Genomic DNA, 13,525 nt, shown 5'->3' on the forward strand with positions numbered 1-13,525 from the left:
GACTTTCCCGATGACCGCTTCTTCCCATCTCACCCTGATCACCGGCGCCTCGCGCGGCCTGGGCCGCGCCATGGCCGAACAGCTGCTGCAAGCCGGCCACATGGTGCTCGGCATCTCGCGCAGGCAGGAGCCGCAACTCGCGGAGCTGGCGCAACAGGCCGGCGCCGAACTCATCCAGTGGGAGCAGGACCTGTCCGATCCAGTCGCCGCATCGGCGCGACTCTCGGCCTGGCTCAAGACGCTCGACGGCCAGCGCTTCGACAGCGTGACCCTGATCAACAACGCCGGCACCGTCGGCAACCCAGCACCGCTCGCGAGCGCGGTCGGCGCCGAACTGTCGCAGGCGCTGCGCATCGGCCTGGAGGCGCCGATGCTGCTGACGGCCGCCTTCCTGGGCGCCACCCGCGAATGGCGCGGCGCGCGCAAGGTGCTGAACATCTCCTCGGGCCTGGGGCGCAATGCCATGGGCAGCCAGGCGCCGTACTGCGCGGCCAAGGCCGGCATGGACCACTTCTCGCGCGCCGTGGCGCTCGAGGAAGCCGCTGCACCGAACGGCGCGCGCATCGTCTCGCTCGCGCCCGGCATCATCGACACCGACATGCAGGTGCAGCTGCGCGGCGCATCGGCCGAGAAGTTTCCGGACCGCACGCGCTTCGTGAGCATGAAGGAGGAAGGCCGGCTCGACAGCCCGGCCACCGCCGCGGCCAAGGTGCTCAAGTACCTGGCGCGCGAGGACTTCGGCCGCAACCCCGTGGCCGACGTGCGCGACCCGGCCTGAGCGCCGGCAAAGCGAGCACACCATGGCCACCGCAAAGTCGATCGACACCGGCGACTACAAGCTCTTTCCGTCGCCGAGGAACGTGCACCGCGTCATCTTCGAGCACCAGGTCTTCGTGCCGTACCCGTACGCGCTGATCGTGATGGACGAGTTCTACTTCAAGGGCCGCTACAGCCTGTTCTCCGCCTGCCGCTTGAGCGACGGCAAGATGGGCCAGCTGGCGACCTTCGAGCTGGCGTCGGACGTCGACATCTTCAACAAGAAGTTCACGCCGGACTGATCCGGCGCTACTGCATCGCGAACCGGTCGCGCTGCGCCTGCGCGCATCCGCCCATCACGGCCAGCGCGCGCTCCACCGTCGGTGTGCCCAGAACGAAGGGGTTCGCGGCCGGCGCAGGCTGCTGCCGCAGCGCGGCGAGCTTGGCCTGCGAGCCGTCGATGTTCGAATGGTTCGACAGCAGCACGTCGATGCGCTGGCTCTGCGCGATCGCGCCCATGCGCTGCGTGGCGCCGATGTAGGCGTCCAGCCGCGGCACGTCCTTGCCGAAATTGAAGCCGGTGCCGCCCCAGAGCATCGCGCGGTGCCTGCGACCGCCCGTGCTCACCTCGAACACGGGCGAGATCGTGCCCATGGTGTGGCCCGGCGTGAGGTACAGCGTGACACTGGTGTCGCCGAGCGTGATGCGGTCGCCGTCCTTCGCCGAGATGTCGCGCTTGGGCGGCGCACCCCAGATCGGCGTCGCGAACTCGAGCCTGGTCTCGGTCATGGTCCAGTCGGCCTCGCTCATCACCACGCGCGCGCGGTACTTCTGCGCGAGGTAGCCGGCGCCGCCGTAGTGGTCGCCGTGGCCATGCGTCACGATCACGTACTTGATCTGCGCCGGGTCGAGTCCCAGCCTGCGCATGCCGCCTTCGATGAGCGACGCGGCCTCGGCCTGCGTGTTGAGCGCATCGATCAGGATGATGCCCTGCGAGGTCCTGATCGCCCAGGCGCTGACCCAGTCGGCACCCACGAAGTACAGGTTGTCGAAGGCCTGGCCCGGCGGCGGCGCGGGCCGGTTGATGAAGCCGGTGAGGCTCTTGTCGAGCGCGTCCTGCGGCGGCCGGGCGGCGGGGGCGGGCTTGCACAGGGTCAGCAGGGCCTGGAGGTCGGTGCCCGCCGCGCGCGTGGCGGTGGCCACATGGGCCGCCACGCTGGCCTCCGACGGGGCGGCCGGCAGCCCTGCGGTGGTGCCGGCCGGCGTCTGCGCGCAGCCCTGCACCAGGGCGGCAACCGCTGCCAGGGCGGCGGCCTTCAACAGAAGGGCGTTCTTCGGATTCTTGCGCTGTGCTGCCATCGGTGTCTCCATGCCGTCGCTGCGGCCTGTGGTGGAGACGCCATTCTGCGGCCGCGGCGCTTATTCGATGGTCGCGCCCGAGGCTTGCACGATGCCCTTCCACTTCTCGTAGTCCGTCTTCAGCAGCGTCTCGAACTGTTCGGGCGTCATGCTCTGCGGCTCGGCGCCCTGCGCGACGATGGCGGCCTTCATCTCGGGCGTGGCCAGCAGCTTGTTGACCTCGGTATTCAGCGTGGCGATCACGTCCTTCGGCGTCTTGGCCGGCACGAAGAGGCCGTACCAGGTCGACACGTCGAAGCCCTTGTAGCCGAGCTCGGCCACGGTGGGTGTCTCGGGCAGCGAGGTGCTGCGCTTGGCCGAGGTCACGGCCAGCGGGCGCAGCTTGCCCGCCTTGATCTGCGCCAGCGCCGAAGGCACCGACGACACCATCAGGTCGACGTTGCCCGCGAGCACGTCCATCATGGCCGCGTTGGAACCCTTGTAGGGCACGTGGCGCATCTTGATCTGGGCGGCGCCGTTGAAGATCTCGCCGGCCAGGTGGATGGTGGTGCCGTTGCCCGGCGAGCCGTAGGTGACGGTGTCGGGCGCGGCGCGCGCGGCTTTCACCACGTCGTCGAGCGTCTTGAACTTCGAGCTGGCCTGCGTGACGATCACCACCGGCGTGTAGGCCACGTGGGCCACGGCCGTGAGGTCTCTCACCGGGTTGTAGCTCAGGTTCTTGTAGAGCCAGGGTGCGACAACCATGTTGTCCTTCTGGCCCATCACGATGTCGTAGCCCGTGGGCGCGGCGCGCGCGGCCTCGGCAATGCCGATGGTGCCACCGGCGCCGCCGCGGTTGTCGGGCACCACGGTCCAGTGGTTGGCCTCGGTGAGCTTCTGCGCGACCAGGCGCGCCAGGATGTCGGTGCCGCCGCCGGGCGGGAAGGGCACGACCATGCGAATGGGCTTGGCGGGGTAGGGCTGTGCCTGCGCGGGGACGGTGAAGGCCAGGGGAAGTGCCAGCGCGAGGGCCAGCGTGCCGAAGTGTCTGCGGATCATGGGTTTGCTTGTCTCTTTGTCTGAGCGATTCGGGGTTGCAGCAGCCGTGGATGGCGGCACACTGCACCAGGGGTGCAGTGTGCCGGAAGCGGGACCGTGCGGATTCTTCATTCGCGATGGGTCCCATATCGGCTGGCGGGGTATTTTCCGATGGATTGACAGCGGCCCGCCAACGCCAAATACTCCACCAAATGGTTGAGTATTTTTGGCTCGCCCGCCGCGCTTCCACTGCGCGATGGGCTTCACAGGAGACTCTCATGCTCGGAAATATCAACGCGGTGGCCAATCTCGCGGTGAAGGACCTCGCCGTGGCGCGCCGTTTCTATGAAGACACGCTGGGCCTGGCGCAGGTCGATGCCGAGGGCGACGAGGTGGTCGTCTATCGCAGCGGCAACTCCCGCATCAACGTATACCGCTCGGCCTTCGCGGGTACCAACCAGGCCACGGCCGTGACCTGGTCGGTCGGTGGCGACATCGAGCGCCTCGTGGCCGCGCTCAAGGCCAAGGGCGTGCGCTTCGAGCACTACGACATGCCCGGCGCCAAGCTTGAAGACGACATCCATGTCATGGGCGACATGAAGGTCGCGTGGTTCAAGGACCCGGACGGCAACATCCTCAACCTCATCAACGAGTGATGAGGATGCCCCCCGGGCCGAACCCGGCTCAGCCGAAGTTCTTTGCCGCGAAGTCCCAGTTCACCAGCTTGGCCAGGAAGGTCTCGACGAACTTCGGGCGCAGGTTGCGGTAGTCGATGTAGTAGGCGTGCTCCCAGACGTCCACCGTCAGCACCGGGGTGTCGCCGGTGGTCAGCGGCGTGCCCGCGGCGCCCATGTTCACGATGTCCAGCGAGCCATCGGCCTTCTTCACCAGCCAGGTCCAGCCCGAGCCGAAGTTGCCCACGGCCGACTTCACGAACGCTTCCTTGAAGGCGTCGTAGCTGCCCCACTTGGCATCGATGGCCTTGGCCAGCGCACCGCTCGGAGCACCGCCGCCCTGGGGCTTCATGCAGCTCCAGAAGAAGGTGTGGTTCCAGATCTGGGCGGCGTTGTTGTAGATGCCGCCGCTGGATTTCTTGACGATGTCCTCCAGGGGCATCGATTCGAACTCGGTGCCCTTTTGCAGGTTGTTGAGGTTCACCACGTAGGCGTTGTGGTGCTTGCCGTAGTGGTACTCGAGGGTTTCCTTCGAGTACTCGGGTGCCAGCGCGTCGAGGGCGTAGGGCAGGGGTGGCAGGGTGTGTTCCATGGTGGGTTTTTCCTTTCGGGTTTAGAAATCGAATCGAATCAAGGCGCGCTCTTCGGGCTCACCTGGTAGGCGCAGCGCCGCGCGCCCGCGAGCACGTGCTCGACGCGGCTCACGCTCACGCCAGGGCCCAGCACTTCGTCGAAGAGCTGCAGCTCGCTGCGGCAAAAGCCCGTGCAGGCGCGCGCCGCGGTGCAGATGGGGCAATGGTTCTCGATGAAGAGGAAGCCCTCGCCCTCGGGCCGCAGCTCGGCCATGTAGCCCTCGCGGCTGCGGATCTCGGCCAGCCGCTCGAGCTTGTTCCGGAGGCTGCGCGCGCCGCGCATGGCCTCGCGGTAGCTGGTACGCATCGCCTCCTCGCGCGCGCCGATGAGCCGGTCCATGCCCTTCTCGCCGAACACGCTGATGACGGCGCTGATCATCTGCACCGTCATTTCGGCATGCGTGTCGGGAAAGCGTGCGTGGCCGGCGCCGGTGAGGCGCCATATCTGCGTGGGCCTGCCGCGGCCCGCGGGGCGGCTCTCGGCATCGACCAGGCCCTCGGCCTGCAGCTTGGCCATCTGCTGGCGCACGGCCTCCACCGTGACGTCGAGCACCTTGGCGATGTCGGGAATGCCGAGCGCGCCGCGGGTCTTGAGCGTGGACAGGATGCGGTCCGCCGGCTGGTGCGGCATCCAGCCGGGCTTGGCGTCGAGGGGGCGCGTGGTCATTCTTTTTTATTCAAAGAAGCTGCTTTGATTATCAAGCGGCGGCCGAGGTGTTGTCGAGCACTTTGAAAAGGAGGGGACGCCTTTACGGTTTCTTTATGCGCCCCGGCCCACTCTGTTCCCTGTTTTTACGGGCGCCTGCCGAGACTCGAGTCCTTGTTTTCGCTTGAGGAGTGATGAATGGACTTCGTCTGGATGGGCGCCCTGCTGGCGCTGTGGGCCGTGGTGGCGGCCATGGCCGTGGGGCTGGACCGGCTCGGCGTGCCAAAGAACGCGGCGGCATCGGCGCAAGGGGACGCATCGTGATCGGCCTCGAAGCGCTCTATGGCTTCGGCGCGCTGGTGGCCGTGGTCCTGTTCGCGTACCTCGTGTTCGCGCTGATCTGCGCAGAGGAATTCTGAAATGACTGCCTCCGCCTGGGGCCTGCTGGCCCTTTTCCTTGCCGCACTGCTGGTGCTGGCCTGGCCTGTCGGCAAGTTCCTTGCCGTGCTGTGCAGCGAGCGCGTGCCGCGCTGGATGCAGCGCGTCGAGGCACCGCTCTACAAGATCGCCGGCACCAAGCCGGAGCAGTCGATGCACTGGCTGCGCTATGCGCTCGCGCTGCTGGCCTTCAACGCCGTGGGCGCGGTCTTCGTCTATGCGCTGCAGCGCCTGCAGGGCTGGCTGCCGCTGAACCCCGCGGGCATGGGCGCTGTATCGCCCGACTCGGCCTTCAACACCGCGGTGAGCTTCGTCTCCAACACCAACTGGCAGGGCTATGGCGGCGAATCGACCATGAGCTATCTCACCCAGATGCTCGGGCTCGCGGTGCAGAACTTCTTCTCGGCCGCCACGGGCATTGCGGTGGCCTTCGCGCTGATACGCGGCTTTGCGCGGCGCGGGGACGGCAAGGCCAAGGGCCTGGTCGGCAACTTCTGGGCCGACCTCACGCGCATCACGCTCTGGGTGCTGGTGCCGCTGTCGTTCGTGCTCGCGGTGTTCTTCGTGAGCCAGGGCACGATCCAGAACTTCGATGCCTACAAGACCGTGCAGACCGTCGAGGCCACGACGGCGGGCGGGCAGACGCTCGCCATGGGCCCGGTGGCTTCGCAGGAAGCCATCAAGATGCTCGGCACCAACGGCGGCGGCTTCTTCAACGCCAACTCGGCGCATCCGTACGAGAACCCGACCGCGCTCAGCAACCTGCTGCAGATGATCGCGATCTTCCTGATTCCGGCAGGCCTGTGCTTCGCGTTCGGGCGCGTGGCGGGCGACCTGCGCCAGGGCTGGGCGGTGCTCGCGGCGATGACGGTGATGTTCGTGGCCGCGGTGATGGTCATCACCCCCGCCGAGCAGGCCGGCAATCCGCTCCTTGGCGCGCTGGGCGTCGACCAGCTGCATGGCGCGCTGCAAGGCGGCGGCAACATGGAAGGCAAGGAAGTGCGCTTCGGCATCGATGCCTCGGCGCTGTTTGCCGCCGTCACCACGGCCGCCTCGTGCGGCGCGGTGATTTCGATGCACGATTCCTTCACGCCGCTCGGCGGCATGGTGCCCATGGTGCTGATGCAGCTCGGCGAGGTGGTGTTCGGCGGCGTGGGCAGCGGCCTGTACGGCATGCTGATCTTCGCGATGCTCGCGGTGTTCATCGCGGGGCTGATGATCGGCCGCACGCCCGAGTACCTTGGCAAGAAGATCGAGGTGCGCGAGATGAAGCTGATCTCCATCGCCATCCTGGTCACGCCCGTGCTGGTGCTGGCCGGCACGGCGGTGGCGGTGATGGCCGGCGCGGGCAAGGCCGGCATCGCGAACCCCGGTGCGCATGGCTTCTCCGAAATTCTTTACGCGCTGAGTTCGGCTGCCAACAACAACGGCAGCGCCTTTGCGGGCCTGTCCGCCAACACGCCGTTCTACAACGGCCTGCTCGGGCTTGCGATGTGGCTCGGCCGCTTCGCGGTGATCGTGCCGGTGCTGGCCATTGCCGGTTCGCTCGCGGCCAAGCAGCGCCTGCCCGTCACCGGCGGCACGCTGCCCACGCACGGGCCGCTGTTCGTCTCGTTGCTGATCGGCACCGTGCTGCTGGTCGGCTTGCTCAACTACGTGCCGGCGCTGGCCCTGGGGCCGGTGGTCGAACACCTCGTGCTCTGGAAATGAAGGAGCGCACCATGACCAACTCAAAGACCTCCCTCTCGCTGCTCGACGCGGCGCTGGTGAAGCCCGCGCTGTGGGGCGCCTTCGCCAAGCTGAATCCGCGCACGCAGTGGCGCAATCCGGTGATGTTCATCGTCTACATCGGCAGCATCCTCACGACGCTGCTCTGGGTGCATTCGCTGAGCTTCCCCGGCGACACCGGCATGAAGCCGGCCTTCGTGCTGGCCATCACCGTCTGGCTGTGGTTCACCGTGCTGTTCGCGAACTTTGCCGAAGCCCTGGCCGAGGGCCGCAGCAAGGCGCAGGCCGCTTCGCTGCGCGGCCTGCGCAAGGACACCTGGGCCAAGAAGCTCAAGGAGCCGCACCACGGCGCGGCGTTCCTGCCGGAGCAGGCGCCCAACTTGCGCAAGGGCGACGTGGTGCTGGTCGAGACCGGCGACGTCATTCCGCTCGACGGCGAAGTGATCGAAGGCGTGGCCTCGGTCGACGAGAGCGCCATCACCGGCGAATCGGCGCCCGTGGTGCGGGAGTCGGGCGGCGACTTCTCGGCCGTGACCGGCGGCACGCGCGTGCTGTCCGACTGGCTGGTGGTGCGCATCTCGGTGAACCCGGGCGAGTCGTTCCTCGACCGCATGATCGGCATGGTCGAGGCGGCCAAGCGCCACAAGACGCCCAACGAGATCGCGCTCACCATCCTCCTGGTGGCGCTCACGCTGGTGTTCCTGATGGTCACCGTCACGCTGCTGCCGTTCTCGGCGTTCAGCGTCGAGGCCGCGGGTGCGGGCACCGTGGTGTCGCTCACCGCGCTGGTGGCGCTGCTGGTGTGCCTGATCCCGACCACCATCGGCGGCCTGCTCTCGGCGGTGGGCGTGGCCGGCATGAGCCGCATGATGCAGGCCAACGTGATCGCCACCTCGGGCCGCGCGGTGGAGGCGGCCGGCGACGTCGACGTGCTGCTGCTCGACAAGACCGGCACCATCACGCACGGCAACCGCCAGGCCAGCGCCTTCCTGCCCGCGCCCGGTGTGCCGAAGGGCCGCCTCGCCCGCGCCGCGATGCTCGCGTCGCTGGCTGACGAAACGCCCGAAGGGCGCAGCATCGTCGACCTTGCGCGCCGCGACGGCCTGGAGGCCGCATCGGTCGAAGGCGCGCGCTTCGTGCCCTTCACCGCGCAGACCCGCATGAGCGGCGTCGACTTGCCGGCCGCATCCAACAGCCTCGACACCGACGCGGTGCTGCTTCGCAAGGGCGCCGTCGATGCGATCCGCCGGCATGTCGAATCGCTGGGCGGCAGCGTGCCGGCCGAGGTGCTGCGCGCGTCCGAGGAAACGGCGCGCCGCGGCAGCACGCCGCTGGCCGTGGCCGAGGGCAACCGCGTGCTCGGCGTGGTCGAGCTCAAGGACATCGTCAAGACCGGCATCAAGGAGCGCTTTGCCGAGCTGCGCCGCATGGGCATCAAGACCGTGATGATCACCGGCGACAACAAGCTCACCGCCGCGGCCATCGCGGCCGAGGCCGGCGTCGACGACTTCCTGGCCGAAGCCACGCCCGAGGACAAGCTCGCGCTGATCCGCAAGTACCAGTCCGAAGGCCGCCTGGTCGCGATGACCGGCGACGGCACCAACGACGCGCCGGCCCTCGCGCAGGCCGATGTGGCGGTGGCCATGGGCAGCGGCACGCAGGCCGCGAAGGAGGCCGGCAACATGGTCGACCTGGATTCGAATCCGACCAAGCTGCTCGAGGTGGTGGAAACCGGCAAGGCGCTCCTGATGACGCGCGGCTCGCTCACCACTTTCTCGATCGCGAACGACGTGGCGAAATACTTCGCGATCATTCCGGCGATCTTCGTCTCGACCTATCCGCAGCTCGGCGCGCTCAACGTGATGCGGCTCGCGAGCCCGTCGTCGGCCATTCTGTCGGCGGTGGTCTTCAATGCGCTGGTCATCGTGTTCCTGATTCCGCTCGCGCTCAAGGGCGTGCGCTACCGGCCGGTGGGCGCGGCCGCGCTGCTGCGCCGCAACCTGGCCATCTACGGCCTTGGCGGCCTGCTCGTTCCCTTCGTCGGCATCAAGCTGATCGACTGGCTGCTGGTCGCAGTCCATCTGGTCTGAGGAGTTCTTCACCATGAACAACGTCATTCGTCCCGCGCTCGTGCTGTTCGCACTCCTGGGCGCGCTCACCGGCCTGGTCTATCCGCTGGCCGTCACCGGCGCCGCCAAGGCACTGTTTCCGTCGCAGGCCGCCGGCAGCCTGGTCGTGCAGGGCGGCACCGCCGTGGGCTCCAGCCTCATCGGACAGAACTTCAGCGATCCGAAGCACTTCTGGGGCCGGCCTTCGGCCACCGCGCCGCAGCCCTACAACGCGAGCGCTTCGGGCGGCTCGAACCTCGGGCCGCTCAACCCGGCGCTGGCCGATGCGGTCAAGGCGCGCATCGAGGCGCTGCGCGCCGCCGACCCGGGCAACACCGCGGCCGTGCCGGTCGACCTGGTCACGGCCTCGGCCAGCGGGCTCGACCCCGACATCAGCCCCGCCGCCGCGCACTACCAGGCGGCGCGCGTGGCACGCGTGCGCGGCCTGCCGCCCGAGCAGGTGAATGCGCTGGTCGCCAGCCACACGCAGGCGCCGCTCTGGGGTTTGCTGGGCGAAGCGCGCGTCAATGTGCTGGCATTGAATCTCGCGCTCGATGGCCACTGACCTCTTCCACTTGCTGCTGGCGTTCGCAGCGCTCTTCGCGCCGCTGGTCTTTGCCTGGTGGGCGCTTTCGCGCACCGCGCGGCGGCATGCCAAGCGCCGCAAGGGCGGCCCGATGCGCTAACCTGCGCAGCCACCGCCATGTCACCTGACGCCCGCCCCGATCCCGATGCCCTGCTTGCGCAATTGCGCAGCGACGAGGCGCGTGCGCTGCGCGGCAAGCTGCGCATCTATTTCGGCGCCAGCGCCGGCGTCGGCAAGACCTGGGCCATGCTCAGCGCCGCGCAGCGCGAGCACGCCGCGGGGCGCGACGTGCTGGTCGGCGTGGCCGAGACCCATGGCCGCAGCGAAACCGCGGCGCTGCTCGCGGGGCTCGAGCTATTGCCGCCGCGCGAGGTGGACTACCGCGGCCGCACGCTGGCCGAGTTCGATCTCGATGCCGCCCTCGCGCGCAGGCCCGCCGTGCTGCTGGTCGACGAACTGGCCCACACCAATGCGCCCGGCTCGCGCCATGCCAAGCGCTGGCAGGACGTGCAGGAGCTCCTGGCCGCGGGCATCGAGGTGTGGTCGGCGCTCAACGTGCAGCATCTGGAAAGCCTCAACGGCACCGTCGGCGCCATCACCGGCGTGCGGGTGCACGAGACCGTGCCCGACACCGTGCTCGACGAAGCCGACGAGGTGGTGCTGGTCGACGTCACGCCCGACGAGCTCGCGGCGCGGCTTGCTGCCGGCAAGGTCTACCTGCCCCAGCAGGCCGAGCGTGCCGCGCAGAACTTCTTCCGCAAGGGCAACCTGATCGCACTGCGCGAGATTGCGCTGCGCCGCACCGCCGAGCATGTGGAAGACGACGTGCGCGGCTGGCGCGTCGAGCAGTCGGGCGCGGCCGGCCGCAACGGAAGCAATGGGCAGGGCGGCGAACTGCAGGCCTGGAACACCTCGGGCGCGATCCTCGCATGCGTCGGGCCGCACGAAGGCGCCGCGCAGACGGTGCGCACCGCGGCGCGGCTTGCGGGCCAGCTCAATGTGCGCTGGCACGCGGCCTATGTCGAGACGCCGCGGCTGCAGCGGCTCGCCGCCGAGGAGCGCGACCGCATCCTCGCGGTGCTCAAGCTGGCCGAGGAACTGGGCGCGGCCACCGCGGTGCTCACCGGTTCCGACGTGGCCGAGCAGCTGGCCGAGCAGGCGCGGCGGCTCAACTGCGCCACGCTGGTGCTGGGGCGACCGGAGCCGCCCACCGGCTGGCGCCGCTGGTGGCCCGCCACGCCGCTGCCGCTGCCGCGCGCGCTGGCCCGGCGCGCGCCCGCGCTCGACATCATGGAGGTCGGCCGCGCCGACAGTTCGCGCCGCTTGTCGCGTGCGCCCATCGCCGGCACCCGCGCCGACGACGACGACCACGAGAAGGCGCCCGTCCATTGGCCGGGCTATGCCTGGGCCACGGCCGCGAGCGTCGCGCTCACGCTGGTCTGCACGCCGCTGGCCACCGTGCTGGAACTGTCCAACATCGTGATGCTGTTCATGCTGGGCGTGGTCGGCGTGGCCATGCGCTTCGGCCGCGGGCCTTCGGCGCTCGCGGCCCTGCTCAACGTGGCGGCGTTCGACTATTTCTTCGTGCCGCCGCGGCTGTCGTTCGCGGTGAGCGACGTGCAGTATGTGCTGACCTTCGCGATCATGCTCGGCGTGGGCCTGCTCGTGGGCCAGCTGATGGCGGGGCTGCGCTTTGCGGCCGGCGTGTCGACCAGCCGCGAGCGGCGCGCGCGCTCGCTGTTCGAACTCACCCGCGAACTCTCGGCCGCGCTGGAGAGCACACAGGTGGTGGCACTGGGCGCCGCCGCGGTGCGGGGCCACTTCGGCGGCCATGCGCTGGTGCTGGTCACCGATGCGGCCGACCAGCTCGTGCTGCCGAAAAGCCCGCCGGAGGGCTTCGATGCGCAGGTGGCTGACTGGGCCTTCCGCCACGGCCAGCCCGCCGGCCTGGCCACCGCCACGCTGGCGGCGCAGCCCTGGCATTACGTGCCGCTGCAGGCGCCGATGCGCGTGCGCGGCGTGCTCGCGCTCTCGCCGGCGCAGCCGCGCTGGCTGCTGATTCCGGAGCAGGCGCAGCAGCTCGACACGCTGGCCCGGCAGATCGCGATTGCACTGGAGCGCGTGCACTATGTGGAAGTGGCGCAGCAGGCGGTGGTCGAGATGGAATCGGAGCGCCTGCGCAACGCGCTGCTCGGCGCCATCTCGCACGACGTGCGCACGCCGCTCACCGCATTGATCGCGCTGGCCGAATCGCTGCAGACGCTGCCGCCCGAGGCGCACGCCGAGGCGGCGCGCGCCATCGTCGCGCAGGCGCATGAACTGCACGCGCTGGTCAACAACCTGCTCGACATGGCGCGGCTCGAAAGCGGCCTTGCGGGCGGCGCGGTGAACCTGCGGCGCGACTGGCAGTCGGTGGAAGAGGTGGTCGGCTCGGCCATCCGCGCGGCGCGCCCCGCGCTCGGCCATACCGTGGTGCAGACCGCGCTCGAGCCCGGGCTTGCGCTGGTCGAGTTCGATGCCGTGCTGATCGAGCGCGTGCTGGTCAACCTGATCGAGAACGCCACCAAGTACGGCGCGCCGCCCATCGTGGTCGGCGCGCGGGCCGAGCCCGGCACGCTGATGCTCACGGTGCGCGACCACGGCCCGGGCCTGCCCGCCGCACTGCTGGGCCGCGAGCAGAAGCTGTTCGACAAGTTCACCCGCGGCGAAACCGAGTCGGCCACGCCGGGCGTGGGCCTGGGCCTCGCGATCTGCCGCGCGGTGGTGAGTGCGCACGGCGGCGAGATTGCCGCGGCCAATGCGCAGGGCGGCGGTGCAGAATTCACGGTCACCCTGCCGCGCCGGGAACCACCGGAACCGGCCGAAGAAGCCCAGCTCTGAACCCATGCCATCGCCCACCGCCATCGTGATCGAGGACGAGCCGCAGATCCGGCGCTTCGTGCGCGGCGCGCTCGAGGCCGAAGGCTGGCTGGTGCACGAGGCCGGCACGCTGCGCGATGGCCTGGCGGCGGCCGGCACGCGCCAGCCCGACCTGCTGGTGCTCGACCTCGGCCTGCCCGACGGTGATGGCGTGTCGCTGATCCGCGATGTGCGCGGCTGGTCGGCCGTGCCGATCATCGTGCTGTCGGCGCGCAGCGACGAGGCCGACAAGATCGCCGCGCTCGATGCCGGCGCCGACGACTACCTGACCAAGCCCTTCGGCACCGGCGAACTGCTCGCGCGCGTACGCGCCAACCTGCGCCGGCCGCGCGCGGCCGGCGGCGACGATCCGGCAGAAGCGGTGTTCCGCTTCGGCGAGGTCGAACTGGACCGCGCCGCGCGCATCGTGCGCCGCGCCGGCGCCGAAGTGCATCTCACGCCGACCGAGTACCGGTTGCTGTCAGTGCTCGTCGCCAACGCCGGCCGCGTGCTCACGCAGCGCCAGTTGCTGCGCGAGGTATGGGGCCCGTCGCACACGGACCAGAGCCACTACCTGCGCATCTACATGGGGCACCTGCGGCAGAAGCTGGAAGCCGATCCGGCGCAGCCGCGGCATTTGTTGACGGAGACTGCGGTGGGGTATCGGCTGGTGGTTTAGCTGG

15 protein-coding genes are annotated in these 13,525 nt (G+C 69.3%); 11 read left to right on the forward strand and 4 right to left on the reverse strand.

The window, feature by feature from the left end; genetic code table 11:
* The first annotated feature begins 10 nt into the window (after positions 1-10).
* The gene (locus EJO66_RS26585; protein ID WP_125966616.1) at positions 11-778 is read left to right on the forward strand and encodes an SDR family NAD(P)-dependent oxidoreductase; all 768 of its coding nucleotides are present in this window, start codon (positions 11-13) and stop codon (positions 776-778) included.
* Positions 779-800: 22 nt separating this feature from the next.
* On the forward strand, positions 801-1,058 hold the full coding sequence (locus tag EJO66_RS26590; protein ID WP_124958977.1) for a hypothetical protein: 258 nt from the start codon (positions 801-803) through the stop codon (positions 1,056-1,058).
* Between the two features lie 7 nt (positions 1,059-1,065).
* On the opposite strand, the gene EJO66_RS26595 is transcribed toward EJO66_RS26590, so the two are convergent.
* Complete coding sequence (locus tag EJO66_RS26595) at positions 1,066-2,115, reverse strand: MBL fold metallo-hydrolase (protein WP_125966617.1); 1,050 nt, start codon at positions 2,113-2,115, stop codon at positions 1,066-1,068.
* Positions 2,116-2,175: 60 nt separating this feature from the next.
* Positions 2,176-3,153 (reverse strand): Bug family tripartite tricarboxylate transporter substrate binding protein, encoded by a 978-nt coding sequence (locus EJO66_RS26600; protein ID WP_125966618.1) that lies wholly within the window; start codon positions 3,151-3,153, stop codon positions 2,176-2,178.
* A gap of 257 nt (positions 3,154-3,410) precedes the next feature.
* Between EJO66_RS26600 and EJO66_RS26605 the strand changes: the two genes are divergently transcribed.
* Positions 3,411-3,788, forward strand: a complete 378-nt coding sequence (locus EJO66_RS26605; RefSeq protein ID WP_125966619.1) for a VOC family protein — start codon at positions 3,411-3,413, stop codon at positions 3,786-3,788.
* Between the two features lie 28 nt (positions 3,789-3,816).
* Here EJO66_RS26605 and EJO66_RS26610 read toward each other — a convergent pair whose 3' ends face one another.
* Entirely contained in the window at positions 3,817-4,398 is a 582-nt protein-coding gene (locus tag EJO66_RS26610; RefSeq protein ID WP_125966620.1) for a superoxide dismutase, read from the reverse strand.
* A 38-nt stretch (positions 4,399-4,436) separates the two neighbouring features.
* Complete coding sequence (locus EJO66_RS26615) at positions 4,437-5,105, reverse strand: helix-turn-helix transcriptional regulator (protein ID WP_124961134.1); 669 nt, start codon at positions 5,103-5,105, stop codon at positions 4,437-4,439.
* A gap of 177 nt (positions 5,106-5,282) precedes the next feature.
* Between EJO66_RS26615 and EJO66_RS33245 the strand changes: the two genes are divergently transcribed.
* Genes EJO66_RS33245 through kdpE form a run of 8 tightly spaced genes read left to right on the forward strand, consistent with a single transcriptional unit; the run spans position 5,283 to position 13,521 of the window.
* A complete protein-coding gene (locus EJO66_RS33245; RefSeq protein WP_276311999.1) occupies positions 5,283-5,408 on the forward strand; it encodes a hypothetical protein in 126 nt (41 codons plus the stop codon).
* A complete protein-coding gene (gene kdpF / locus EJO66_RS26620) occupies positions 5,405-5,503 on the forward strand; it encodes a K(+)-transporting ATPase subunit F (protein ID WP_018905139.1) in 99 nt (32 codons plus the stop codon). The genes EJO66_RS33245 and kdpF overlap by 4 nt, the downstream gene beginning before the upstream one ends.
* Position 5,504: 1 nt before the next feature.
* Positions 5,505-7,232, forward strand: a complete 1,728-nt coding sequence (kdpA, locus tag EJO66_RS26625) for a potassium-transporting ATPase subunit KdpA (RefSeq protein WP_125966621.1) — start codon at positions 5,505-5,507, stop codon at positions 7,230-7,232.
* An 11-nt stretch (positions 7,233-7,243) separates the two neighbouring features.
* Complete coding sequence (kdpB, locus tag EJO66_RS26630) at positions 7,244-9,340, forward strand: potassium-transporting ATPase subunit KdpB (RefSeq protein ID WP_124961136.1); 2,097 nt, start codon at positions 7,244-7,246, stop codon at positions 9,338-9,340.
* A gap of 13 nt (positions 9,341-9,353) precedes the next feature.
* Entirely contained in the window at positions 9,354-9,923 is a 570-nt protein-coding gene (gene kdpC / locus EJO66_RS26635) for a potassium-transporting ATPase subunit KdpC (protein WP_124961137.1), read from the forward strand.
* A complete protein-coding gene (locus tag EJO66_RS33250) occupies positions 9,913-10,044 on the forward strand; it encodes a hypothetical protein (RefSeq protein WP_262984533.1) in 132 nt (43 codons plus the stop codon). The genes kdpC and EJO66_RS33250 overlap by 11 nt, the downstream gene beginning before the upstream one ends.
* Positions 10,045-10,061: 17 nt before the next feature.
* Positions 10,062-12,824: a DUF4118 domain-containing protein gene (locus tag EJO66_RS26640; protein WP_125966622.1), complete on the forward strand. Its 2,763-nt coding sequence runs from the start codon at positions 10,062-10,064 to the stop codon at positions 12,822-12,824.
* A 4-nt stretch (positions 12,825-12,828) separates the two neighbouring features.
* Positions 12,829-13,521 carry a two-component system response regulator KdpE gene (gene kdpE / locus EJO66_RS26645; RefSeq protein WP_124961139.1) on the forward strand — a complete coding sequence of 231 codons (693 nt, stop codon included), beginning with the start codon at positions 12,829-12,831 and terminating at the stop codon, positions 13,519-13,521.
* Positions 13,522-13,525 lie beyond the last annotated feature (4 nt).

This window comes from Variovorax beijingensis, assembly GCF_003951285.1.
Lineage (GTDB): Bacteria > Pseudomonadota > Gammaproteobacteria > Burkholderiales > Burkholderiaceae_C > Variovorax > Variovorax beijingensis.